The sequence below is a fragment of the Lysinibacillus agricola genome, from assembly GCF_016638705.1.
In the GTDB taxonomy this organism is placed as follows: Bacteria; Bacillota; Bacilli; order Bacillales_A; family Planococcaceae; genus Lysinibacillus; species Lysinibacillus agricola.
The window spans coordinates 1,535,676-1,558,678 of the sequence record NZ_CP067341.1 but is presented as its reverse complement, the minus strand read 5'-3'; the positions used below and the strand labels follow the sequence as shown (position 1 = coordinate 1,558,678).

Sequence of the window (23,003 nt, the reverse complement as noted above, 5' to 3'; positions counted from 1 at the left end):
GAACAAAGAGCTCTTTATCATCGTTATGTATGATAATCAAAATAGTCACCCCGCAATGATTAGATCGATGCCAGATGACTATTTAAGATTGAATAAATTTTTTATTGATTGATTAATTAAGATAATAATTTCAAAAATATCGCTGCCCTAAAAACTAGGCCAATGCAAACAATACGTCTCCAGTCCTTAGATTCATTGAAAAACAACATACCGAGTAAAGCACCACCCGCCGCTCCGATTCCTGTCCAAATAGCATACGCTGTACCCATCGGTAATGTTTCCATGGCATATGCAAGGCCAGCAAAGCTTAAGGTAAATGCAACAATCAATAACACTAAATTTTTAGTACTCTTAGCATCATTATATTTACTAATCATATAAACACCCATCATCTCACATAGCCCTGCAACTACTAATGCAACCCATGCCATTATCCGTTCACCTCTTGATCTTTAGACTCCCCTGTCACTAGCTTTAAGCCCACTACCCCCGCAAGTAATACAAAGATACATAAAATTTTGGCTAGCTTCCATGGCTCTCCAAACAGCAAACTATCAGCACACACGGTTCCCGCTGTTCCCAAGCCTACGAATACTGCATAAACAGTGCCGACTGGTAGGTTTTCTCCAGCCTTAATTAGTAAATAAAAGCTAACAAAAATTGCAATAGCGGTACCAATCCATTCGAGTACACTTCCTGCATGCTTTAAACCTATGACCCAGCCGACTTCAAAAAAAGCAGCAATTACGACACTTAACCATTGTTTATTCATTGCGATTTCCTCCATTTTATTGTTAGACACGGATTATTGAGCAGTTATCTTTGAGCAAAGTGAGTGAGTTCTTCTTTGACCTACCTGAGCGGTTTTCCGGCCTACCCGATCAGTTCTCTGACCTACCCGAGCGCTTCTTACCCCAAGCGGAGGGGGCTCCCCACTAAACCTGGGAGGTTCTCCTGCAAAACGGAGCAAATTATTCTGTCTAACTCCAAATTGAGCTGTTCCTGTAACTTCCTTCCCTCAGCCATCATTTTAGCCCAATAAAAAAAGCCTAAGGAACACTGCTGTAAACAGTATCTCCCAGGCTTTTATCCTTCCGTGTCACAAAATCAATTTGTGGTTTTCTCTCGGACCAGACTAGCATTTGCTACGGAACCCTAGAAAACTATCATATATGATTGTGCTACTAGTATAGCAAACTATTCAGTCATTTTCTACTCGTACAGAGCCAAGATTAATCAGAAAGATAAATACCGATATATTCAGAAGATTATGTTAGAATAAAACGTAGTATTGTAAGGAGGTATTACATATGGCAATTGAAAAGGTACGTAAACATTTAGCACAATGGAATGTGGAACATAAAATACAGGAGCTAAATGAAAGCTCAGCGACTGTTGAACTAGCAGCACAGGCACTCGGATGCGAACCTGAACGCATTGCGAAATCCTTATCATTTCTCGTAAACGATGGAGCGATATTAATTGTTGCGGCAGGTGATGCCAAAGTCGACAATGCAAAATATAAAGCTGTCTTTGATACAAAGGCAAAGATGCTTGGGAAAGATGAAGTACTCGAAAAAATCGGGCACGAGGTAGGTGGTGTTTGTCCTTTCGGCGTGAATGAAGGCGTTGCTATTTATTTAGATGAATCACTCAAACGCTTCACAACAGTATTCCCTGCATGTGGTAGCAGTAATTCCGCCATTGAGCTTACTATTTCTGAACTAGAAACCTATACACCCTATCAGGAATGGATTGATGTCTGCAAAGGCTGGAACGAGTAACAGATCAAAAATCGGCGAAACTTGATAGAAAGCCTCGCCGATTTTTATCTTCAGTAATGGTTATTGTGGCAAAAGCGAATCTTCAGCTACGATTACGCCCAGGGGAAACTGCTTTAGGTTTCTTCCCTATATCCTACAGCTAACCAGTGAGAATCCCATTCTGTAATTTGATTGCCTACTCTACAAGATAAACCACATGCACGATTATCAGCTATAAATGAGCCGATTAACCATTTTTTTGTCTGTAATCCATCCTTTAGCTTTATCGTTATAGAGGGCATTTCCACATACTGCTGATAAATAAACAGATTATCATCATAGTGGGTATATGCAGAAGCATTAGTTTTCGTACCATCCCCTGCATAAATTTCTACAGTATTCCCTTCACGTGAATAGACAGGTTTCTTTACAAACGGCAAATTTTCCTGAACAAATGGCTCTGCCGAAATATACGTTGGCAACATATATTTTTGAATGGCAGCTCGTTCCTCTGCATTAAAAAGAAGTAGATCATTTTTTCGTTCCAAAATCAGCCATAATAAAATTTTCGATTGCAGTACATATGCAGCTGGTGCGTTGATAATAGCAAGCTGTCCATCTTTTACAAGTTCTAGTAAATACAGACCAATTCGATCACCATCGGAAGACACATCATCCATTAAAAATTCCACCGGGTGTGCAGGACGATATAAAATATCAATTTTCTCCATTGCAGGCGTATAAAGGCCTCGAGCTATGTTACCACTGTCACTAGAAAAAATTATTAGCTCATGTATAGGCACATATTCCACATCAAAAGGTATACATTTCTTTAAAAACTGTACCTGACAATATTCCTCATAATCTTCCGCAGCCGTTTTCCCTGAAATGACGATCTTAGGTTTTTTCAAATCATTTAAATAATGCATAGCCGCAAAGAGTGCACCAGACAAGGTTTTATGTAATGCCGAAACATCATTCGGACTATCAAATCCTAAATGCTGACAAAGCACTTCGTTTATCTCAAAAGTTTCACAAGAAATGGCGTTTCACCATTTAATTCAAGACATTTTATTTGCCCGTCCTCTGTGCAAATAAAATCGAAGCGAGCAAGTACCGATTGTTGTTGTAAATAATCTAATTCGATATAAGGCAGCATCTCAGAACGAATGCCCAGTGCTAAAAGTTGCTCTTCCGATAGATGTTTAAATTGTTTACCAACCTTCAAAAATATTTTCCAAAGTATAGTAGATGCATAGTTGATTTCATCGATTTTCTCTTTAGGTAAATCTAGCACGTCGTATAAGGCGTATTCTAGGTCCTCAAAGTCAGGGAAGAAATCAGGAAATTGAGAATAAAAAGCTTGACGTTGCTGAAAATGATTGTCCATGTTGATTTCTCCTTTTCAAATCAATTAAGAAGATGAAGAGCCACCACGAGAGGCACCACCTGAGCCAAAGCCTGATTTCCCCGTGCTTGATGATGAGTTATTTGAATAAGAATTAGAACTGTTTGTCGATGAACCTGAACTATTTGAGTATGAACGCTGACCACTCGAATAGGAATTGGAACCACTCGTACTTGAATTTGAGCTATTTGAGCTATTTGAGCTACCTGATGTAGTACCAGGCGTATTTTGAGAGCCATTCGTCGTGATTCCATTTGATTTCGTATTTTTACTTTCGCTAGTATTACTATTAGTCGTACGTGGTGTTGCTGAACCGCCACTTTTATCCTCTCTATCTGTACCATTTCTTAGATTGTTACTTTTATAAATGGATATCTATATATAATTGCACATAATTAAAATGCACACAAAATAATTAAGTATAGATCTTTAATCCGTTTATAAAATTAAACTTATCGGAAAATTTAGACTTTATATTGATTTAGCTCATACAATTGTTTATGATTACTTAAATCCAATAAACATTATTAAGGAAGTGATCATTTTGGTTAATGATAATGTAATTTTATTCAAAAAAAAACAATTTCAAATTTATCGTTACAAAAGTTTGGATTGACTTTATTATTTTCGATGATCAATCAATAGAGAAAAAACACAAAGAAAACAAAAAACAAAAATTCTCAGATGACAAATTAAAACAATTAGCACTACAAGTCAAACACAAGCTAGGAGGTAAAGAAATTAATCCATCTATACTAGAAAAAGAAACAGGTATTGGTAGAATGACTTGGAGTAGAAGAATGACAGAAACGATTGCAAAGCTCAATCGCCCCTTAATAAGAAGTATAGAATTAAATGCTAACGAGGACATATATTTACCCAACATTGAAGATTGTATAGAACAATATTGGGAAGAGAAAAATGTTTTAAAAAACGAATTATTAATATTTGAAATAACATTATACGAACTTTATGAAGAGTTACAACAATTTAAAGAGGAAAATCGATTATTAAAGAAATATGAGGCTGAAAACGAAAATTTAAAAAAAGAATTAAATAATACTCGAATATATGCGAAGCATTTCGAAGATTTATATACTAAAATGGTGGTTTCAAGTAACTTTACACAGTTAAGATCAAAATTAGGAATTGGTAAACTATTAGATTTCAAATCTGATATTAGTAAAAATACTGATTTATTGAATTTTATTACTCATTTTCCTAAAACAGAAGATTTAATATTAGAACAAACTAATAATTCGGAAACTAAATCAAAAGAACAAAATTTAAATGTTATTACTAATAAATTTAATGCTATTTTTGAACAAAAGGATTAAATAGTAATAAAAACTCTTAGGCCATACAGGCTTGCTTTTATTTAAGAAAGCCTCTTTTGTCTTTTCAGTGATGGTTATATTAAAATTCCTTAAAAAACTTTTAAAATTAAATAAAGCCATTGTTTTGATCTACCTTTTTCAAAACAATGGCTATTGAATTTCATGAAATAATGGATTAAAGTTAATCTTTCGTCTTTACTTTATACAGTAAATAGTATGCTCTTTAAATTAGTCAAATAAACGTCTAACTTTTACGGGGCAGTTCAATTCCCCAAGGTTTTTAATACAATCACCTACACTCTATGCCTTGGAAAATGTAATGGTTTCTCCAATATTAAATGTTTTTATTTTCTTCTTTCCGTCTAATTTCCATGTTATTGTGATCGTTCCTTTACTCAATAAATCTTTGATATCCTTATTTTCAAGCTGCTTATAATTTATAATGATTTCGTCTTTATATTCTATCTTATTTTTTTCTGGATCTTTATCTTGATAACTAGAACCGTTCCAATAAACGTCTTCCCCTAATAGCTCACGAAATGAATGGGGTATGTTTATTTCTAAATCATCTATATTGTCAGAATAATCTATATTTAATATAAATTCTAGTTTTTTAAAGTTATTTTTCTGAGATTTATCTATATTATTGTATTTTTCCTGAGACTTTTCATCAAGCTCAATTATTTTAGTATTAATATTAATTATTGGGTTAAAGCGATAATACGTATAAGTACCTACGCCGACTACTAAAAAAACTAGCAAAAGAACAACTATGAACATATTTTTGTTCAAAATATCCCTCCTACTTAAAAAGAAAAACAATAACTTAATGCTCAAGCATAGGTTATTGTCTTTCTATCATCAATTACGATTGAATTAACTTATTAATTTACCTTACTTTAATAACTACTTACCAGTATAATACATTATCATCCCATACCGACCACTTTTGTTGATTAGTACTTATACTAACGTCAAATGAAAGGCCACCTGTTATATTTCCTTTTTCGTAGTTAACGCTTGCTGAACCACCAACAGTTGTACTAACTGTCGAATAAGTGTGTATATATTTTGTTCCGTAACTTAAAGCATTATTAGTTTTTTTATTTATATACACAGTTGCATAAGAATCAAAATTTAGCTTATCATCTTCTACGTTAAATAGGTAGACACCAGAACTACTTTTACTACCATCTCTTTTAGACACAGGACTACCTGGTACAGCAGCATCATAATAAGTACCATCATTAGCGTTCCATTCAATTGATACTACGTCTATAGTTGATGCATAAACTTCACTTACTCCATTAGTAGTCCAACTAGTATTTAATCTCCAGAAAGAATCTCCTGATTTTTTAGTTGAATAAGCTGTTAGAGTCATTTGAGAAGGTTTGATAGCTGCTGGTTCAATTCCTACATCCGCACCTTTATTATCTATGTTTAGAGTAACGCCAACTAGTTCCAAATTTGTTTTAACCTCATCAAGATTATTTTGATTATCTTTTACGACATTAAACATAAATCTATCAAACTCTTCATCAGTTAAATTAAGAATTTGTTTTTTATAGAATGATAAGTTTGTAATAATTTGAGAGTTTGATGCATTGCTAAAGTCATTAGCCATAATTACTTCTTTCTTTTGACTATAGCTAGTAGCATCAATTTCAGAAGCGTAAGAATTAGATTCAAAAGCTGTTAAAGAAATAAATAGAGTTGCAAACAATATAGTAATAATTTTCTTCATATTCTTCTCCCCTTTTTCTGAATCTTTAAATTAATAAGTTAATTCACTGTAATTATAATACAATTAATGGTTTAAAAACCACTATTTTAAATTTTTTGTTAAACAATTTCTAAAAAGTTTATAAACCTTCTTACCATGCAAAGCGACAATACATCACCCTGGCTATTCAATCCCTTCTTTTTTACAGCTGTATCAACTCTTTTAAATCTTTTGCAGGGCACGAATTAATTCACTTTTTTCATGAAGAATATGGATTGAAGCAAGCTTTTAATTCTACAGTTGCAGTATTAGTTACAAAGTAAAAATAAAGAAATATGCAAAAAGATAATGCAAAGAATCTTTTAAGAGAGGTGGTAAGTAGTTGAAAAAATCTCAAACGGTAGCTGTTTGCTATGATATAATCGAAGAACTTTGTAAATCTTTAAAAAGCTTGAGAATAAGGGACAACACCCTAGTACATGTGCTTTATGACCTTGAGTCATTACTTAATATGTCCGTGACGAGTTTTTCCTACCTTCAGAGAAAAGCATTTATTTTTTTCTATTTATGTGCATATCTTTTTATTTAGATATACATAGCACTTCCTATCATTGCTCCGGCAGTTGCATACATAAGTCCATTAAAGAAATGATGTGCGTAATGAGGCGAATCCTCATCTAAACACTCGAACGAACCATCATCACTTTCTTTCCATTTATCACATGCATTTGCCATGTCGCTGTCATAAACACTTTGTAAATTATCTCCAGTTGTTGTCGTATTATTTTCTTCCGTTAAATTATTTGTATTATTTGTATTAGTAGACTCTTCAACAGTCTGAGTTTCTGTATTCCCACATGCAGCTAATTGCATAGCCATAAATGACGCTGTTGTGACTGCTAAATATTTTTTCATTTGTTTTGCCATATCCATTACTCCTTTATTTCATTATCTATTTTACGGATATCTCTCTCTTTAGGTTTCATTTTTTACAATTTCATACATTTCGTTATAGCACTAAAACTCCCTGGCAGATTGAAATCAATTACTGTCAGGGAGTTTCGCACAAAAGTGTTTTATTTATTTGGCACTGCTTTTCTTCCATATGTCATAAAGCGCCATACCTTTTCAAATGGCCCCATTTTAAAGAATTTAAACCAGATGACACTAAAGATAATTTGAATGACAAAAATTAGGATTGCAATGATCACTACATCAGAAGGTGAAACAACCTCAAGCCCCATTAATGAAATAATAGCTAGGCCAATAAAGCTTTGAGACAAATAGTTTGTAAATGCCATTTGACCAACTCGTCCAATTGGCTGAAGAAGCTTCGTGATTTTCTTATTCTCCAACATAACAAATAGACAAGTTAAATAAAAATACGTTGTCGGAATTACCCCTAAACCAATAATTAATTTTAGATTTTCAGTCTCTCCTTGAGAGGCAAACCAAATCCAAAGCGAGATGCCTACAAAGAGCGGAAATGTCACAAATTGTATCCACTTTATTTGTTTTGAGTATTCACTTACATGACTAATCCAATCAGCTTTTGCTACTAAAAAACCAGTTAAAAACATGATAAAAATAGCAACTGCATCATTACCTAATAAACCAAAAACAGTTAAAAAGGCTTCTTGATTTGGCAGAAATATTTGTCCAATGATACAAAGCACATGAACAGTAATGATAGCAAATAGCCATTTACTAATCGTTGAAATCTTTGCATTATAAAAAGGTATCAGTAAAAAACCTATCAATGCATAAAAAGCAAGGATTGAGCCCCAGAAAACAAAAATATGGACAATGCCAATTAATAATAAAGCTAGTAAACGTCTTGCAAAACGCCATCTTGGCTTATCGCCACGAGCTTCTGCACGTGAAGCAAAAATATAAAAACCTACACCAAAGAGGAATGAAAAAATCGAAAAGAATTTCTTCTCAATAAAAATATCAATGAGCGTATTAATAATACCATTTATTCCACTATAGTCAGGCATCGGTCCTCCCTCTACTATTAATTGGTAGGCCGCTACATTTATAAACAAAATGCCAAATAATGCTAACCCACGAATAATATCTAAGGAAACGATTCTTTCTTTTTGAGTAACGGATAGATTCATTCTGTAAAACTCCTTATCTTTCATACTTTACTGCGCTATGGCTATCATAGCTTCCCATCCTTACAGTAGTTTTTTTTAAAGCTTACAGAAACCTTACAAATATAGATTGACTCATCAGCTAGTACCTTTTTTCATTTACATTAGTTTTTAATCCCCTTCTACAAGCAAAAATTTCATATTTTATAGTAAAAATTATCTTTTAGAAAAGGAGGTTAGATGATGCACAGATACCGCAAATTTGGTTTTTGCTACCCTGGTTATAAATACTGTGGACCAGGATGTTCAGGACCAGGTAGACCTATCAACGCTGTAGATTCATGCTGCAAATTACACGACGAATGTTATGCTCGATATGGTAGATCAAGATATTGCGATGAAATGTTTCAAAAGTGCTTACGACCACAGATGAACGCTAATAATAAAATGGCTAGAGATGCTAAATTGTTTTACAATATTTTCGAAATGCGTAATAGGTTCTTTTAAGCTATAAAGAATGCTCACGATGTTATTTTTTTTATTAAAAGTCAAGTTATAAGCTGAAACTATTTTAAATAGTGAATTCTTATTTAATGTCACACATTATATGTATAGAAATTAAAAGGATAGAAGAGCTTAAATAAATTCGCTCTATCTATCCTCTTTTTTACCACAGATGACCCTATTTACTACAACAATTAAATCAATCTAATGTTGCAGTAATTTAAAAGGAGCTTATATCAATTATTAATTGTACATTTAAGCCTATTTCTTAAACTTCTAAGTAATAAAAGATATAGGTTGTTTTCTAAAAGATTGTTGCTATTCAACTAACTGGGCAGGTTAGTCAAAGAAACATTGTAACTTTATTCCACTATTTTCGTTTAATTTATTAAGAAGTTTAATTGTACCAATTATAAAATTCATAAGAGGATGAATTAGAATGAAAACTTTTTATCATTGTTTAATAATGTGGATACCCTTTATATTGCTGTTTGCTTTAGCTGGAATCGGTTTAGAAGTTTTAGAAGGAAATAAAATCAGGACATCAGAATATATGATGGGACTTCGTGATTTAGGAGTTGGCTATTTGTTCTTAACGGGTTCTTATGCTTTTATTCTATACCCTATTTCATTTTTGCCACTAACATTTATCGTAAGTAAATTTGTAAAAAATCGGATGTTCAAAATAATTACCTTTACTTTATTTGGTGGGGTGATAGGGGCTTTTTCTTTTGAAATAATATATGGTTCCCGTTTTATAGTAGAATATAATTTAAGTATTGTTAGTTCGATTATTATTTTTGGGATTGCAGGTTTACTCTATGCTCTGGTAGAAAATTCTGTGAAGAAAAATATAAAATTTGTTTAACTAATGGGGACTTTTCTTTAAAGGTCAAATTAATGATTTTCAACAATCGGACGCGATTGTGGAAGAAGCGTCTCTTTTCTTATTAAACGAATGGGTGCTTTAATTAAAGATCATTATGCATAGGCAGCTCTTTATTTCTTTATTGAACTAACGGTGCAGGTTTGTTGAGGAGGAGTATAATGCGTTTTCTTTTTTTGCTAAGTGTTGTTATCTCGGGAATTGTAAGTGTTGTCGGTTTTGCATTCACTAATATGACTACTACTTCATTCGACCCCACAGGTGACAATTTTGTTGGAGGAAATGGAAACCCAGGCTTAATGTTTGTTATGTTTCCGATGTTAATTATTCTTTATTTTTTCTTTGCAATGATGTTTGTTTTTGAAAAGTTACATGAACATTTTTCAGTGAAAAGGAAACTATTTCAAGCCTGCTATTCAGGGGTGTTTGTGCTGATTTTTGGAATGACGATTTACCAAATCGTTTCATTTCGAAATGAAATGAATCCATATTTTGAATACGAAATATCCTATTTAAATCTTTTTTCTAATCATTTATTTTTTAACTTCTGGACGTTTATAGCCTGCCTTTGTGTTTCAGGATTTTGCTCATTTTATTTAAAGAAAAGAATGTGAAGAAATGTACTTAAACTCCCATGAAAGAACGTAAAAATCTTTCATTTTCTGTGGTGTTGTGTTGATTTTACGCTACATGGATGGCTAACTGTGTAGAATAACTAAATAGATCAACACTGCATTAAATGAAAAACATATTCAATATCATGGTTACAATGCCTATAACATGATATGATTTCTTAGATGATAAGTCTAAAATTATTAAGTTGGAGGATATTGATGAGTAATAATAAAGAAAACGTAATTCTCTATATAAGATTTAGAATTAAAAGTGAAAAAAAGGAAGAATTCAAAGAATTATTATCTGCTAATATGAGAGCGATGGAACATGAACCAGCTTTTGTAAGTGCCGTTCTTTCAGATGATATAGATAATCCAAATGAAGTTACTCTTTTTGAAATCTGGAAAGGAACAAAGGAAAGTTGGCTAAAAGAAGAACTTCCTAAACCTTATAGAAAAACATATGAGAATAAACTAGTGGATTTAATCGATGAAAGAATAATTAGTTATCTTACACCAACGAATGAGTGGAGAACTAATTTAACAAACCAAAAGATAGATTAATAAATAATTTAAAGAGTGACTTGTCTAAAAAACAGGTTGCTCTTTCTTATTTTAAAGAAAGGACTGAAACAAAGTCTGTAAACTATATTTTGTAGTCTCCCATTTCTGCTTTTTCTATTGCAGCCATTATTGTGATACGTTGGGTCTTACTATGCTATAATTCTGTGGATGTTATTGAACGGGTGCGTTAGTTTTAGTAAGAGACAGCAATTGCTGTCTCTTTTTACTACTTAAATGATTCAAAATGAGCTGTAACCCATTTGTTTTCGTTTTCTGAAATATACTGTTCTTCTGTTGGAGTAATTTCAAAATACCTTCATTTTTTGAAATTTGATTTGTACTTTTTATAATTCAAGTTTAAAATATTTTCAATAAATCTATTGGCTTTTCGATGATATAGTCATACTCCTCTGGCTTGCCAAAACCATATGAAGCAAACACAAAAGGAATCCCTGCAATCTTTGTAGAAAGCATATCTCCCTGTGTATCTCCCACATATACAGCGTTTTTCATGTGATTTCTTTCCATAATTAATTGAATATTTTCTCCCTTTGACAAGCCTGTACGCCCCGGATTTTCAAAGTCGAGAAAATATTTCTCTAGTTTATGAAATGCATAAAATGTTTCAATGTAGCCCTCCTGACAATTACTCACAATGAACAAGCGGAATTTTTTTGAAAGAGCTAGTAAAGTTTCTTCTAACTGCGGATATAAAATACCGCCATTACGTAATAAATCACCTTGCTCTTGCTGGCAGCATGCTAAAATAAGCTCCATCTGCTTTTCTTCATCAAGATAATCAAATAATACAGCGGCTATTTCTTTAATTTGTAACCCCATCGTTTTAGATAAATCTTCTTCGGTTATTTTCCCTTTACCGAAAGGAGACGCCTGAACTACCTGCGTCCATGATTGCGCTACTGTTTTTCTTGAATCCCAAAGTGTCCCATCCAAATCGAAAATAATGCTATCTATGTCCATATGCAACCTCCTTCATTACATTATACAAATTAAGGATGTTGAGAAACGCGAAAATTCCTCAACATCCCGCAACAATAAACAAAGCTTCTACAGTGGTCGTAAGGGCCTGCTTTAAGCTTAGTTATTTCGTGCTTGCTGTATTTCTTGTAAAAATACTTTTGCTGTTTGTGTAATTTTATCGTATCCATCAACCTCTGGATTGCCGATAAGACTACCACCCGCACCAACAGCTACAGCGCCTGCACGAATCCATTCACTTACATTACTAATATTGACACCGCCTGTAGGCATTAAATTAGCACGTGGTAAAGGCCCTTTAAATGCTTTAATTACTTTCGGTCCCATTAACTCGCCAGGGAAAACCTTTAGCAAATCTGCACCATATTCCATTGCTTGTATCGCAGCTTCAATCGTCATGACACCAGGCATATAAGGAATTTGATATCTATTACATAGCCTCGCTGTTTCTACGCTAAAGCTTGGACTAACGATATATTTTGCCCCTGCAAGAATTGCGATACGAGCTGTTTCGGCATCCAATACTGTGCCAGCTCCTAAAATAGTATCTGATTGGAAAGTGTTAGCTAGTTCTTCAATCACCTTTGTTGCACCTGGTATGGTAAAGGTAATTTCAATTGCAGCAACACCGCCATTTAAGGCAGCTTCGGTAATTTTTTTTGCTTGTTCAATATTTTCTGCACGTACAACTGCAACAAGTCCAGCATCTGTAATTTGCTTTAATGTATGGTGTTTTGTAATCATTGTGACACTCCTTAATTCCACTTAGGATTATCAATAACCTCAGGCTGACCATCTTTTTCAACGACTAGCTTTCGATAGCCTTTTGTTTCGATTGTTCCATAATCATGGCCAGCATCTGCACGAAATGCATAAAAAGTAATAAGTGGCTTATTACCTGTATTAATACTTCGATGTGCATAACGCGGCGGCACATAAACTACTTGTCCTGGACTGAATTTCTCAATTTGCCAATCGCCTTCAGGGTTTTCCATTAACATAAATCCTTCTCCGCTTAAGCAATAATATACTTCACCTGTTTCTAAAATTGTATGGAAATGCCCTTTTGTCATATGGTACTCATCACCCACTTTGCCAGGGTATAGAACGCTCGTACCAAATAAAATGTCACCACTTGTTTGTGGAATATCCAGTTCGTAAAATTCATAAATTAGCGGATTATTTTCGTTTTGTAGCTTCCCATCATATGCTTGTTTATTAGCATACATATTCTTCATACTTGATAGTTGCCGTTTTACTGAAGGTGTTTTTTTAGATAAACCTGTTGTTAAATCAAAATCTGTAGTAAATGCTTTTACTGGCTGTGTCATATAAATTCCTCCATTTTTTATTTTAAATCGTCTGAAGTAAGTTCTATTTCTTCCATTATTTTATCTGTCAGCTGGATATCAAAAACCTCAGCAATTACTTGTGTCCAGCCATGTATGAAATAAATCCAGCCATCTTCTACATGTAAATTTTTCACTTGTTTTTGCTTCTCTGCTTGTCGAAGGAAATCCAATTCTCCTCTATAGTTTAATTCCCATACAAAACTATTGCGCGGAAATTCAGCTTTATCACTAAGTGGTGAGCCTTTTCGGTCTTTTCCTAATCCAGTTGCATTTATAACCAATGAATTCGGCGGTAATGAAGATAATAATTCATCCGTTTGTTCATGTGAGGTAACTAGATGATATTTGACTTTTGCTTCATGATTTACATCTTGCAAAATATGCTCGATTTCTTCCAAACGTTTTTTATCTAAATCGGTAATAATCATACGTTGAGGAATCTCTTGCCCTTTATTTTTGTTCAATAAATAAGATGAAATAGCTATAGCGCTGCCCCCAGAACCTAATAGCATGACCTCTCCATTATGCTCTTGCCAATATCCGCTAGGAATAAAGCGCTGTAATGCTAGTCCGCTAGAAATCGGGTCTTTAGCATGACCTACTAGTTTGTCATTACGTTTAGATATACATGACAATTCACCAAACATTTGAGCATATTCATCTAGTTCATCAAATAAATCTTTAGCTGCGACATAAATATCAATTTTATGCGTTGTCACAAGTGCACCTAAAGATAGTGGATCATTTTTTATAAATTCAACAACTGCTCTATATTCCTCTTTCGCTGCATGAATAGGTAAATCAATGCCAATTAACTTTGCTTCTGGAAATCCTAAAACTTTCATCCATTCTGGAAAAATCTTCATAATAGAAGATTTAGTTGTTGTCACACCTATAAAATACATTGTTGGTACGGTTGCTACTTGCGGTATGTTAGCCATGTTTAGTCATCCTTCCCATTTACTTCGCTAATGCGCGAGCAGCATTGTCTATCGTCATTTTTCTGATCATGCTGTCACTAACACCTGCTTTTTTTAGTATTGGTAAAAAAGTTGTCTGTAAATAATCTAAGCCAAAATTACCTCCATCGTAATGACGCATTCTTTTATTTGTTGTATCAAGACTAAGTAAAATACGATCCTCATGGCCCTTGTCTAAAAGTCTTAAAATCATAATTATCTCATCTTCATCCGAATGATAACGGAAACGACCAATTGTATCTAACTCGATATAAACGCCACTCTCAGCTACGTGAAGCATATATTCCAAGTTTTCCGTCTTTCGATCTAAATGACAAATAATCAATTTTTCAGGTGCTATATCATGTTTTTCATAAAAAGAAATCTGCTCTAAAGCATGATAGCCTAGTTCTGTATGAGACATGATGGCTGTATTTGTTAATTTTGAAGCTGTAGCTGCCGCCTTAAATAATGAGAAATATCGACCTGCTACCCCTTGCATATCTGCTGCGGTTTTAATTAGTCCTGCTTTACCATCAACGATTGTAGACGGCCAGTTGTCTTCACCATCCTGGTAAAGATGATTCGTTAACTCATCGACATATAATTCCGTCAATTTTTCTGAAGAAGCACTATGAATCCAATGATTACTTTTATAAAATACAAGCTTATGAAAACCTGTACATGCTATGATATTTAGCCCGCTTTCCTCAGACACTTTTTTTAGCAATGCTGCATTTCTTCCTGCACCGATTGGCTGTGCATCTACAATTGTTTGCACACCGTGCGCCATTGCCAATATCACTTCATTTTTCGTTTTTTCATAGTCATCAATAACAAGTGACGGATCTACCTGCATCGGGACGCCCTTTTTTAAAAAAAGATGCTCATGTGGATGCGTAATACCAAGTTCATTTATTCCCTTTTTACCAATAATCGTTGTAATAGCCGTTTGCACTTTACTATTCACCCCTGCTCATTCAACAGGTTCAGTATATTTTGTGTTGAAACAATCGCCATGCGCTCTACCGCTTCCTCTGTATAAGCACCAATATGTGGCGTTAAAATAAAATTATCGAGTTGAACAAGAGCATCTCCTACTTCTGGAGGCTCCACCGAATAAACATCTTGAGCAGCAATAGCAATTTGTCCTTGAACCAATGCACTTAGTAGCGCTTGTTCATCTACCAATTCCCCACGTGCTGTATTAATGAGCATCGCGGACGGTTTCATTTTTTCAAAAACTGTCGCATTCATAAGGTGCTTTGTTTCAGGCGTCGCGGGTAAATGCAAGGAGACGATATCCACTTGCTGAATAATTTCTGCAAAATCAGTCGCGTATCCAATTTGGTGCGCTTGAAGGAATTCTTCATCTCGCATATATGGATCATAAATCGTAACCTCCATCGCTAAGCCTTTGGCACGTTTTGTAACTTCTTTTCCTATTTTCCCGCCACCGACAATTAATAAATGTTTGCCTGTTAGTTCAATTCCGATAGAACGATCCCACCCGAAATCCTTGACACCTTTGATTGCGGAAGACAACTTTCTTGCACATTCAAACATTAAAGCAAGCGCCAACTCACATACCGAAATATTGTTTGTATCTTTTGCATTTCCTACCTTAATCCCTAGTGCTGCGGCTGCCTGTAAATCAATATTATCCATTCCTACACCGTATTTTGAGATTGCCTTCAAACTAGGAAACTTCTGTAATACTTCTTCTGTTAAAGGGTCTACACCAACAATAATCCCTATAATATCTTGATTTATGTAGCTCAATAATTGCTCCTCTGTTAATGTTTTACCTGTCGTATTTTCGATTACTTCATAGCCCATAGCTGTTAGCATTTCTATTGGCTTTTCTTTATATTTTTGAAATGATTTTGGCGTAATTAATATTTTCGGCATTTGCTTCTCTCCTTTTATATGAAGTTACAAATCATAATCAATTATGCCTCAGCGTCCGAAGGCTTTAGGCCAACACGATGTTGGCCACTCGGTCGTTGCCACATGACGTGGCGTTCTTAGACTGAGTTCCTCTATTTCAGCAGTGTTTGGACCTTGCTGAAAGAAGTTAATCAACATCAATAATGACCTTCATTACTTTATCTTTGTTTTCCTCGATAATATGATACGCCTCTAAATAATCCTCAAATTTCACATGATTTGTAATTAATAATCCAACCTCAATGTCTTTATTTGTTAATAACTCGACAGCTTTATCAAAATCTTGTGATTGATACATTGCCGTACCTAAAATTTGTAGCTCTTGATCTTGAACAAAGCCCATATTTACTTCTGTAAGATTTGAAACAACACCTACGATAACTACTGTGCTACCTTTTCTAGCAATATTAATAGAATTTGCTACAGTAAAAGAAGAACCAACACACTCAAAAATCACATCTGCCTTTTGCATACCAAAATACCTAATAATACCCTCTTGTAAATCTTCACTTTTATTATCAATAACCTCTAATCTAACTTTTCTAGCCATTTCTAGTCTTGCTTCACTTAGCTCTGACACAACGACCTTATTTGCCCCAAATGCTTTAGCCGTTTGCGCAACAAGATTGCCTATTGGTCCTCCACCGATTACTAACACATTTTTATTTCCAATATTCCGAACTCTTCCCACAGCATGTACGGCAACAGCCAATGGCTCAACCATAGCTCCTTCATCAAACGAAAGGCTATCAGGGAGCGCTGTTAATTTATCTGCTTCAACAACAAAATATTCAGAAGCAAGCCCTGTTGTTTGGAAGCCCATCACCTTTAAATCCTCACAAACATGGTACATGCCATTTTCACATGGGAAGCATTCTCCACAAACTACTTGAGGCTGGACTGTCACTTTCGTTCCAATTTGCACAGAGGATACATTAGTACCTACTTGAACAACTTCAGCAGCTATTTCATGACCTTGCACTACGGGAAACTGCGTGTAAGGATGTTGACCATGATAAACATGAATGTCCGATCCACAAACACCAATTTTTTTGATTGCTAATTTTACTTGATTGTCTCCTACCTCTGGAACATCCACCTCTTGAAATATAATTGTGGCAGGCTTTGTCATAATGGCTTGTTTCATTTTCATGCCATTTCCTCCTCTATCCGTACACTATGACTACTTTGCGCTCTGTTTTGCCAGATAAGTAATCTTCAAGCGCTTGCATAATATTTTCAAAGGAATAAACATCTGATAAAAAATCACGTAACACTAGCCTTCCTTCATCAATCCACTGAAGAACTTTTTCGTGACAAGCACCTTCTTCATTTTTATAAGGCATCTGTTGGAAGTTGATTTTCCAATTGCCAGGGGCTTCTTCATAATCTAAATACAGTTGGTTTCCTTTTGGAACACCGTAGCAAAGTAATTCTCCACGGTCTTTTAATAAAGTAAGGCCTTCATTCAAAATTCGCTCATTCCCAACAGCATCTAATACATATTCAACGCCGTTCGGATAAATTTTTTGGATTTGTTCCTTTACTGTTCCGTTTTCAGTATTAATAATGGTTGCTACACCAAACTTACGCATTAATTCTTCCTTCGCTCCATTTCTAACAACTACTGCAATTGATTCGATACCACTTAATTGCATCAACTTAATGAATGCTAATGCCACAGGACCACTACCATAAACTAATACTGTTGCACCTTTTTTAATGTCAAAATATTGAATCGTACTATATACTTCTCGCAATGTTACTAATATTGGGGCTTCTTCTATTAAAAGATTAGCAGGCAATACTTGCTGAGCATAAGCAACCTCTGAGCACTCATCGTCTCCATGTGCTTGTTGGTCATCGATTACACCAAATTCACTAAAAGCACCCCAACCTGAAGTAACTATTGTTCCATCATCTAGGTGAACTGTTGGTGCAAAAGGCAATATAACGATGTCTCCTTCTTTGTAGGAAACTACCTCCGCCCCTATTTTTTCAACACGACCTACTGCCTCATGCCCAAGCATAATTGGATATGATGATGCCTTAAAGCCTTTGAATCCACCTTTTATAATTGTGGCGTCCGTACCACAAATACCACATGCTAATGTTTTAACAAGCGCTTGCTTTGTAGTAATAGTTGGCATTGGCACCTCTTTAAGAAACAGCTCACTTTCGGCATTAACAATTAGCGTTTTCAATATACCTCCCCCTTCTTTATCTAAATAGTTCTTTCCTTTTTACTAGTCATAATTTGAAGAAGTACAGCAGCAATAATAATAATTCCTTTAATAATATCCTGAGGGTAAGATGGTACAGCCATTAAATTCATTATGTTTCCAATAAGACCAAGAATTAAAGCGCCTGCTACTGTATTTAGTACAAAGCCTTTCCCACCCATTAAGCTCGCACCACCAATAACAACTGCTGCAATGGCATCTAGTTCTTGTCCCATTCCAATAGTGGCACTACCAGTAGATGTACGCGAAGCTATAAACACTCCTGCTAATGCAGCAAGTGCACCAGAAATTGCATAGGTTGACATCACATAAACCTTTGTACGGACACCCGCTAACTGAACAGCTGTTTCATTACTGCCAATTGCTACAATCTTACGTCCAAAACCTGTATAACGTTGTATAAGTGTAAACATCACAACCAATAAAGCCGCTATCCAAATAAGTGGATACAGAAAATCTTTACTCGTCAGCACATCAATTGTTCCAGATTCAACCTTTATGGGTCTACCTTCTGTTATAACAAAGGCCACCCCTCTAGCAATTGTCATTGTTGCCAAGGTAGCTACAAAACCTTGAATACCGGTATAAGCTACAAGTGCACCAGAAAAAATCCCAAATAATAGCCCCACAATAACTGCTACCGCAATGGATACAGAAAAGTGTAAGCCTATATCAGTAATTAAAAGCGCTGATATAGTAGCCCCTAATGCCATAATTGAACCTACTGATAAGTCAATACCACCAGCTAAAATAACATAAAGCAAACCGATTGCTACAAGTATGGGGCCTGCTTGCTGCAGTAAAATATTTCGAATATTCATTGTCGTTAAAAATGTATCAGAAAGTATTGCACTAATAATAATGAGCAGCAGTAAAATAATAAAAGTATTATTATTAATTAGGAATCCTTTCCAGTTAAATTTTTTAGCTGTAGATGTCATCACTTAAACCCCCATCGCTAATTTGATTAAATTATTTTCTGTTAAAGATTCTTTCTCTAAACTTCCTGTAATTTGTCCCTCACGCATTACTATTGCGCGATCGCAAAGCCCTATAATTTCAGGCATTTCTGAGGAGATAACTATAATAGCAACGCCTTTTTCCGCCAAATCATTGATAAGCCTATAAATTTCCGTTTTAGCACCTACGTCTACCCCACGTGTTGGCTCATCCAAAATGATTAATTTCGTATCAATTGCTAACCATTTAGCAAGTGCAATTTTTTGCTGATTACCACCACTCAAACTATCAGCTAGATCTTCTGTTGAACCATACTTTGTATTAATACGCGCTAATAGTGTTGCGACTTCCTGTTTTTCTTTATAGTGTGCTATCCATCCATTAGATTGATTGGAAACCATTGTTGTATTTATACGAATAGATTGTTTTAACAACAATCCTTGTTTTTTTCGGTCTTCAGGTAATAGACCAATTCCTAATTTAATGGCTTGTTTAGGACTCCTTACATTAATTTCATTTCCAAAATAAATAATTTTCCCATCCTTTTTTGGTGAAGCACCAAAAATAACTCTCATCGTCTCTGTCCTACCTGAGCCAACTAAACCGCTAAATCCAACCACTTCACCAGCTTGAATAGAAAAACTTACATTATGAATAAGTTCTTCTGTAGATAGATTTTCAACTCTTAGAACTTCTTGACCGATTGTAGCTTGTCTTTCAGGGAATAATGTTTGAATTTCTCGTCCAACCATCATTGTGACAAGTTGCTCTTTTGTAATTGATTTCGTTTCTACCGTATCAATATATCTTCCATCCTTTAAAACTGTAATTTTATCGCTAATAGCAAATAATTCTTCAAGACGATGTGAAATATATACAATTGTTACACCTTGTGCCTGCAATTTTTTGATTAATTCCAATAATTTTTTGGTTTCAGAATGAGTAAGTACTGCTGTAGGTTCATCAAATACGAGAATCTTAGAATTTTTCGCAAGACATTTACAAATTTCAATAATTTGTTGATAGGCTACACTTAATTCTCCTACCTTTGTATTCGGATCAATATGACCAAACCCAATTTTATCTAACTCTTTTTGTGCATCTTCCCTCATTTTTTTCCAATTTATAAAAATACCACTGTTGCTTAAGTTATCAATATACATATTCTCAGCAACTGTTAAATCGGGAGCAAGCATAAATTCTTGGTAAATAACCGAAACTCCCATATCAATCATTGCTTTCGGTGTTGCTGTTTTTGCTTCTTGATCATCAATAACAATCGTGCCTGTATCTTTCGCATAAGCACCAGCCAATATTTTCATCAATGTGGATTTTCCTGCTCCATTTTCACCAATAAGAGCATGTATTTCTCCTTTTTGCACCTTTAATTGCACATCATTCAGTGCTTGAATACCACCAAAATTTTTTGATATATGATTCATTTCGATGATGTATTTAGAATCCAATTTTCTTACACCCCTTCCTTATTTTTTCAATTTTCTTATAAACTAAACAAATTATATGTATATAGAATCCCCACTCTCACCTTTAGAAAGGAGGGATTCTTTATATGAAACTTTTAGAAACCAAACTCGTAATATTCATCTACATTATCTTTTGTAACAGCTGCTGGTTGAGTCAACGTAATTTCTTCATAGCTTTTTGGATCTTTGCCATCCACTAAAATTTCTTTAGCAATTTCTACACCTAATTTAGCTACCTTGAATGGACTGTTTTCACCAGTTGCGAAATATTTACCTTCTTTAATTAAATCGTAGGCTTCGATAGCACCGTCTGCTGCCGCTACAATGTCTACATTTGATTTATTAGCATTTTCAAGGGCTGTCATAGCACCAAATAGCATGTGATCATTTTCACCTAAGACAGTCGTAATATTTGGGTTTGCTGTAATAAGATCCTCCGCAGCAGTTAAACCCGCTTCACGAGTCCAAGCACCCCATCCTTGACCAACTACAGAAAATTTCGCATCAGCATTTGAAGCTTTGCCACTTGAAGCAAGTTGTGCATCCATTTCGTTTGCTAATTTCCAAGCCTCGTCCTCTGACACACCTAATTTACCTTCTAAAATACCAGCAAATAAGCCTGTTCTACGCTCCATACCTGCTACATTTCCTTTTGCTCCACTTAAAATGATTGAGATAATTTCTGCATCCCCCATTTTCTCTGCATATGCTAAACCTACTAACCTACCATTTTGCTTATTGTCAGAGTAAACAGTCGTTACATTATTCGCTTCCTCTGCTACACCACTATCTAAGTTAATAACAGGGATACCAGCTTCAGCTGCTTTATTAATACTTGGTACTACTGCATCTGGTTCAGTTGCATCTAGGAAAATTAACTCCATACCTTGTGCAATAAATGTTTCCATGTTTTCAGCTTCTTTTGTTGAATCACCATTCGCATCAAGTATAGTTATTTTCCACCCTTCAGCTTTTGCATATTCTTTAACAGCTTCTACAAGGGATACAAAATATGGTGAATCCTGCGTTTTTATAGAAAAACCTACTTTAAATGTGTTATCGCTTTTTCCATCTCCTGTTGAATTTGAATCCCCACTACATGCTGCTGTGATAAGCATCACTGCAAATAATGCTAGAAATAACATAAACTTTTTTACTTTCATGGTCTTTTCCTCCTTATATTTGTATTATCGCAATATCACTACATCCTTATGTAATGACATTACAACTTAATAAGACATACTATACTATCTAAAGGAAGCGTTTACAACCTCATTTAAAAACTATTCAGTAAATTCTGTCTTTTAATATTAAATAATCGTAAATCCTCCATCTATTACAAGCTCACTTCCAGTAGTAAAAGATGCTGCATCTGATAATAAATAAATAACTGCCCCGACTAATTCAGCTGGGTCACCTAGACGTTTCATTGGTGTCCATGTAGCCCATTGTTCTTGCCAATCCTCTCGAACAAATGCTGTAAGCTCTGTAAACATATATCCTGGACTAATACAATTTACTCGGATGCCGTACTGAGCCCATTCATAGGCTAATGATTTTGTTAAATGTGTAACACCCGCCTTCGATGTATTGTATGATGCCTGTAATTGTGGATAATTAACAATAATACCTGACATTGATGCTGTATTTACAATAGAACCTTTGATTTGGTTTTGTACTAAATACTTACCAAATAATTGAGCAGCATAATAAACTCCATTTAGATTTACATCTATAACGCGGTTCCATTCTTCTGGTGTTGACTCAATTACAGGCTTTTGAATAACAATTCCTGCGTTATTCAAAAGTAACTCAATACTACCCATTTCATAAATCGAACGTTCTAATGCCCTTTGAATGGCTTGATAATCAGTAACGTCTACTTCCTGAGAAAATGTCCTTCTCCCTGTTTTCTCTGCAATTTCTTTTGCTGTTTCTTCTGCCTGTTCACCATTAATATCAAAAATAACTACATTAGCTCCCGCTTCAGCTAAACTTTCTGCAACAGTCTTGCCAATGCCACGAGCTCCTCCTGTAATTAAAACGGCCTTTCCTTTTAATGAAAATAGCTCTGTCAGTATTTGCACATCTATACCTCCCTTTTTTCGTCTACCTTATTCAAATCAATATTGCCTATATCATCGATTTAATCGTCGTA

Annotated in this window: 26 protein-coding genes and 1 riboswitch; of the genes, 6 read left to right on the top strand and 20 right to left on the bottom strand. The window is 34.8% G+C overall.

What is annotated here, in order from left to right; all coding sequences use genetic code 11:
• Nucleotides 1-116: 116 nt before the first annotated feature.
• Nucleotides 117-431: a DMT family transporter gene (locus tag FJQ98_RS07415; protein ID WP_201406664.1), complete on the bottom strand. Its 315-nt coding sequence runs from the start codon at nucleotides 429-431 to the stop codon at nucleotides 117-119.
• Nucleotides 431-772 carry a DMT family transporter gene (locus FJQ98_RS07410; protein WP_053594439.1) on the bottom strand — a complete coding sequence of 114 codons (342 nt, stop codon included), beginning with the start codon at nucleotides 770-772 and terminating at the stop codon, nucleotides 431-433. The genes FJQ98_RS07415 and FJQ98_RS07410 overlap by 1 nt, the downstream gene beginning before the upstream one ends.
• 301 nt (nucleotides 773-1,073) lie before the next feature.
• A riboswitch (guanidine-I (ykkC/yxkD leader) is annotated at nucleotides 1,074-1,170 on the bottom strand.
• Between the two features lie 140 nt (nucleotides 1,171-1,310).
• Here FJQ98_RS07410 and FJQ98_RS07405 point away from each other — a divergent pair.
• Nucleotides 1,311-1,784, top strand: a complete 474-nt coding sequence (locus FJQ98_RS07405; protein WP_053594438.1) for a YbaK/EbsC family protein — start codon at nucleotides 1,311-1,313, stop codon at nucleotides 1,782-1,784.
• Nucleotides 1,785-1,897: 113 nt separating this feature from the next.
• On the opposite strand, the gene FJQ98_RS07400 is transcribed toward FJQ98_RS07405, so the two are convergent.
• Both FJQ98_RS07400 and FJQ98_RS27165 read right to left on the bottom strand, forming a co-directional pair.
• Nucleotides 1,898-2,776 (bottom strand): glutathionylspermidine synthase family protein, encoded by an 879-nt coding sequence (locus FJQ98_RS07400; protein WP_277815937.1) that lies wholly within the window; start codon nucleotides 2,774-2,776, stop codon nucleotides 1,898-1,900.
• A gap of 5 nt (nucleotides 2,777-2,781) precedes the next feature.
• Complete coding sequence (locus FJQ98_RS27165) at nucleotides 2,782-3,153, bottom strand: glutathionylspermidine synthase family protein (protein WP_277815936.1); 372 nt, start codon at nucleotides 3,151-3,153, stop codon at nucleotides 2,782-2,784.
• An 818-nt stretch (nucleotides 3,154-3,971) separates the two neighbouring features.
• Between FJQ98_RS27165 and FJQ98_RS07395 the strand changes: the two genes are divergently transcribed.
• Entirely contained in the window at nucleotides 3,972-4,508 is a 537-nt protein-coding gene (locus FJQ98_RS07395; protein WP_053594436.1) for a hypothetical protein, read from the top strand.
• 300 nt (nucleotides 4,509-4,808) lie between these two features.
• Here FJQ98_RS07395 and FJQ98_RS07390 read toward each other — a convergent pair whose 3' ends face one another.
• The 4 genes from FJQ98_RS07390 to FJQ98_RS07375 all read right to left on the bottom strand — a co-directional run bounded on the left by FJQ98_RS07390 (nucleotide 4,809) and on the right by FJQ98_RS07375 (nucleotide 8,354).
• Nucleotides 4,809-5,300 carry a hypothetical protein gene (locus FJQ98_RS07390; RefSeq protein ID WP_201406663.1) on the bottom strand — a complete coding sequence of 164 codons (492 nt, stop codon included), beginning with the start codon at nucleotides 5,298-5,300 and terminating at the stop codon, nucleotides 4,809-4,811.
• Nucleotides 5,301-5,418: 118 nt separating this feature from the next.
• Complete coding sequence (locus FJQ98_RS07385; protein WP_053594434.1) at nucleotides 5,419-6,252, bottom strand: hypothetical protein; 834 nt, start codon at nucleotides 6,250-6,252, stop codon at nucleotides 5,419-5,421.
• Nucleotides 6,253-6,816: 564 nt separating this feature from the next.
• Nucleotides 6,817-7,158, bottom strand: coding sequence for a hypothetical protein (locus tag FJQ98_RS07380; protein WP_053594432.1), 342 nt, complete (start codon nucleotides 7,156-7,158; stop codon nucleotides 6,817-6,819).
• A 149-nt stretch (nucleotides 7,159-7,307) separates the two neighbouring features.
• A complete protein-coding gene (locus tag FJQ98_RS07375) occupies nucleotides 7,308-8,354 on the bottom strand; it encodes a DUF418 domain-containing protein (RefSeq protein WP_053594431.1) in 1,047 nt (348 codons plus the stop codon).
• A gap of 216 nt (nucleotides 8,355-8,570) precedes the next feature.
• On the opposite strand from FJQ98_RS07375, the gene FJQ98_RS07370 reads away from it, so the two are divergent.
• The 4 genes from FJQ98_RS07370 (at nucleotide 8,571) to FJQ98_RS07355 (ending at nucleotide 10,898) form a co-directional block, all read left to right on the top strand.
• Nucleotides 8,571-8,837 carry a Parvovirus coat protein VP1-like protein gene (locus FJQ98_RS07370; RefSeq protein ID WP_343069255.1) on the top strand — a complete coding sequence of 89 codons (267 nt, stop codon included), beginning with the start codon at nucleotides 8,571-8,573 and terminating at the stop codon, nucleotides 8,835-8,837.
• A gap of 436 nt (nucleotides 8,838-9,273) precedes the next feature.
• Complete coding sequence (locus FJQ98_RS07365) at nucleotides 9,274-9,702, top strand: hypothetical protein (protein WP_053594429.1); 429 nt, start codon at nucleotides 9,274-9,276, stop codon at nucleotides 9,700-9,702.
• A 179-nt stretch (nucleotides 9,703-9,881) separates the two neighbouring features.
• Nucleotides 9,882-10,334 (top strand): hypothetical protein, encoded by a 453-nt coding sequence (locus FJQ98_RS07360; RefSeq protein WP_053594428.1) that lies wholly within the window; start codon nucleotides 9,882-9,884, stop codon nucleotides 10,332-10,334.
• 219 nt (nucleotides 10,335-10,553) lie between these two features.
• Entirely contained in the window at nucleotides 10,554-10,898 is a 345-nt protein-coding gene (locus FJQ98_RS07355) for a putative quinol monooxygenase (RefSeq protein ID WP_053594427.1), read from the top strand.
• A 357-nt stretch (nucleotides 10,899-11,255) separates the two neighbouring features.
• Here FJQ98_RS07355 and FJQ98_RS07350 read toward each other — a convergent pair whose 3' ends face one another.
• The 12 genes from FJQ98_RS07350 to FJQ98_RS07295 form a co-directional block, all read right to left on the bottom strand.
• Nucleotides 11,256-11,879 (bottom strand): HAD family hydrolase, encoded by a 624-nt coding sequence (locus tag FJQ98_RS07350; protein WP_053594426.1) that lies wholly within the window; start codon nucleotides 11,877-11,879, stop codon nucleotides 11,256-11,258.
• A gap of 117 nt (nucleotides 11,880-11,996) precedes the next feature.
• Nucleotides 11,997-12,641, bottom strand: coding sequence for a bifunctional 2-keto-4-hydroxyglutarate aldolase/2-keto-3-deoxy-6-phosphogluconate aldolase (locus FJQ98_RS07345; RefSeq protein ID WP_053594425.1), 645 nt, complete (start codon nucleotides 12,639-12,641; stop codon nucleotides 11,997-11,999).
• An 11-nt stretch (nucleotides 12,642-12,652) separates the two neighbouring features.
• A complete protein-coding gene (locus tag FJQ98_RS07340; protein WP_053594424.1) occupies nucleotides 12,653-13,228 on the bottom strand; it encodes a glucose-6-phosphate isomerase in 576 nt (191 codons plus the stop codon).
• 17 nt (nucleotides 13,229-13,245) lie between these two features.
• Nucleotides 13,246-14,190 (bottom strand): shikimate dehydrogenase family protein, encoded by a 945-nt coding sequence (locus tag FJQ98_RS07335; RefSeq protein WP_053594423.1) that lies wholly within the window; start codon nucleotides 14,188-14,190, stop codon nucleotides 13,246-13,248.
• A 19-nt stretch (nucleotides 14,191-14,209) separates the two neighbouring features.
• Entirely contained in the window at nucleotides 14,210-15,178 is a 969-nt protein-coding gene (locus FJQ98_RS07330) for a phosphotriesterase family protein (protein WP_053594422.1), read from the bottom strand.
• Nucleotides 15,175-16,119: a phosphoglycerate dehydrogenase gene (locus tag FJQ98_RS07325; RefSeq protein ID WP_053594421.1), complete on the bottom strand. Its 945-nt coding sequence runs from the start codon at nucleotides 16,117-16,119 to the stop codon at nucleotides 15,175-15,177. The genes FJQ98_RS07330 and FJQ98_RS07325 overlap by 4 nt, the downstream gene beginning before the upstream one ends.
• 166 nt (nucleotides 16,120-16,285) lie before the next feature.
• The gene (locus FJQ98_RS07320) at nucleotides 16,286-17,311 is read right to left on the bottom strand and encodes a zinc-dependent alcohol dehydrogenase (RefSeq protein WP_241774546.1); all 1,026 of its coding nucleotides are present in this window, start codon (nucleotides 17,309-17,311) and stop codon (nucleotides 16,286-16,288) included.
• A 13-nt stretch (nucleotides 17,312-17,324) separates the two neighbouring features.
• On the bottom strand, nucleotides 17,325-18,362 hold the full coding sequence (locus FJQ98_RS07315) for a zinc-dependent alcohol dehydrogenase (protein ID WP_075807223.1): 1,038 nt from the start codon (nucleotides 18,360-18,362) through the stop codon (nucleotides 17,325-17,327).
• A gap of 20 nt (nucleotides 18,363-18,382) precedes the next feature.
• On the bottom strand, nucleotides 18,383-19,342 hold the full coding sequence (locus tag FJQ98_RS07310) for an ABC transporter permease (RefSeq protein ID WP_053594420.1): 960 nt from the start codon (nucleotides 19,340-19,342) through the stop codon (nucleotides 18,383-18,385).
• A 3-nt stretch (nucleotides 19,343-19,345) separates the two neighbouring features.
• On the bottom strand, nucleotides 19,346-20,827 hold the full coding sequence (locus FJQ98_RS07305) for a sugar ABC transporter ATP-binding protein (protein ID WP_053594419.1): 1,482 nt from the start codon (nucleotides 20,825-20,827) through the stop codon (nucleotides 19,346-19,348).
• 113 nt (nucleotides 20,828-20,940) lie between these two features.
• Nucleotides 20,941-22,008: a substrate-binding domain-containing protein gene (locus tag FJQ98_RS07300; RefSeq protein ID WP_053594418.1), complete on the bottom strand. Its 1,068-nt coding sequence runs from the start codon at nucleotides 22,006-22,008 to the stop codon at nucleotides 20,941-20,943.
• A 147-nt stretch (nucleotides 22,009-22,155) separates the two neighbouring features.
• A complete protein-coding gene (locus tag FJQ98_RS07295) occupies nucleotides 22,156-22,932 on the bottom strand; it encodes a glucose 1-dehydrogenase (RefSeq protein ID WP_053594417.1) in 777 nt (258 codons plus the stop codon).
• Nucleotides 22,933-23,003 lie beyond the last annotated feature (71 nt).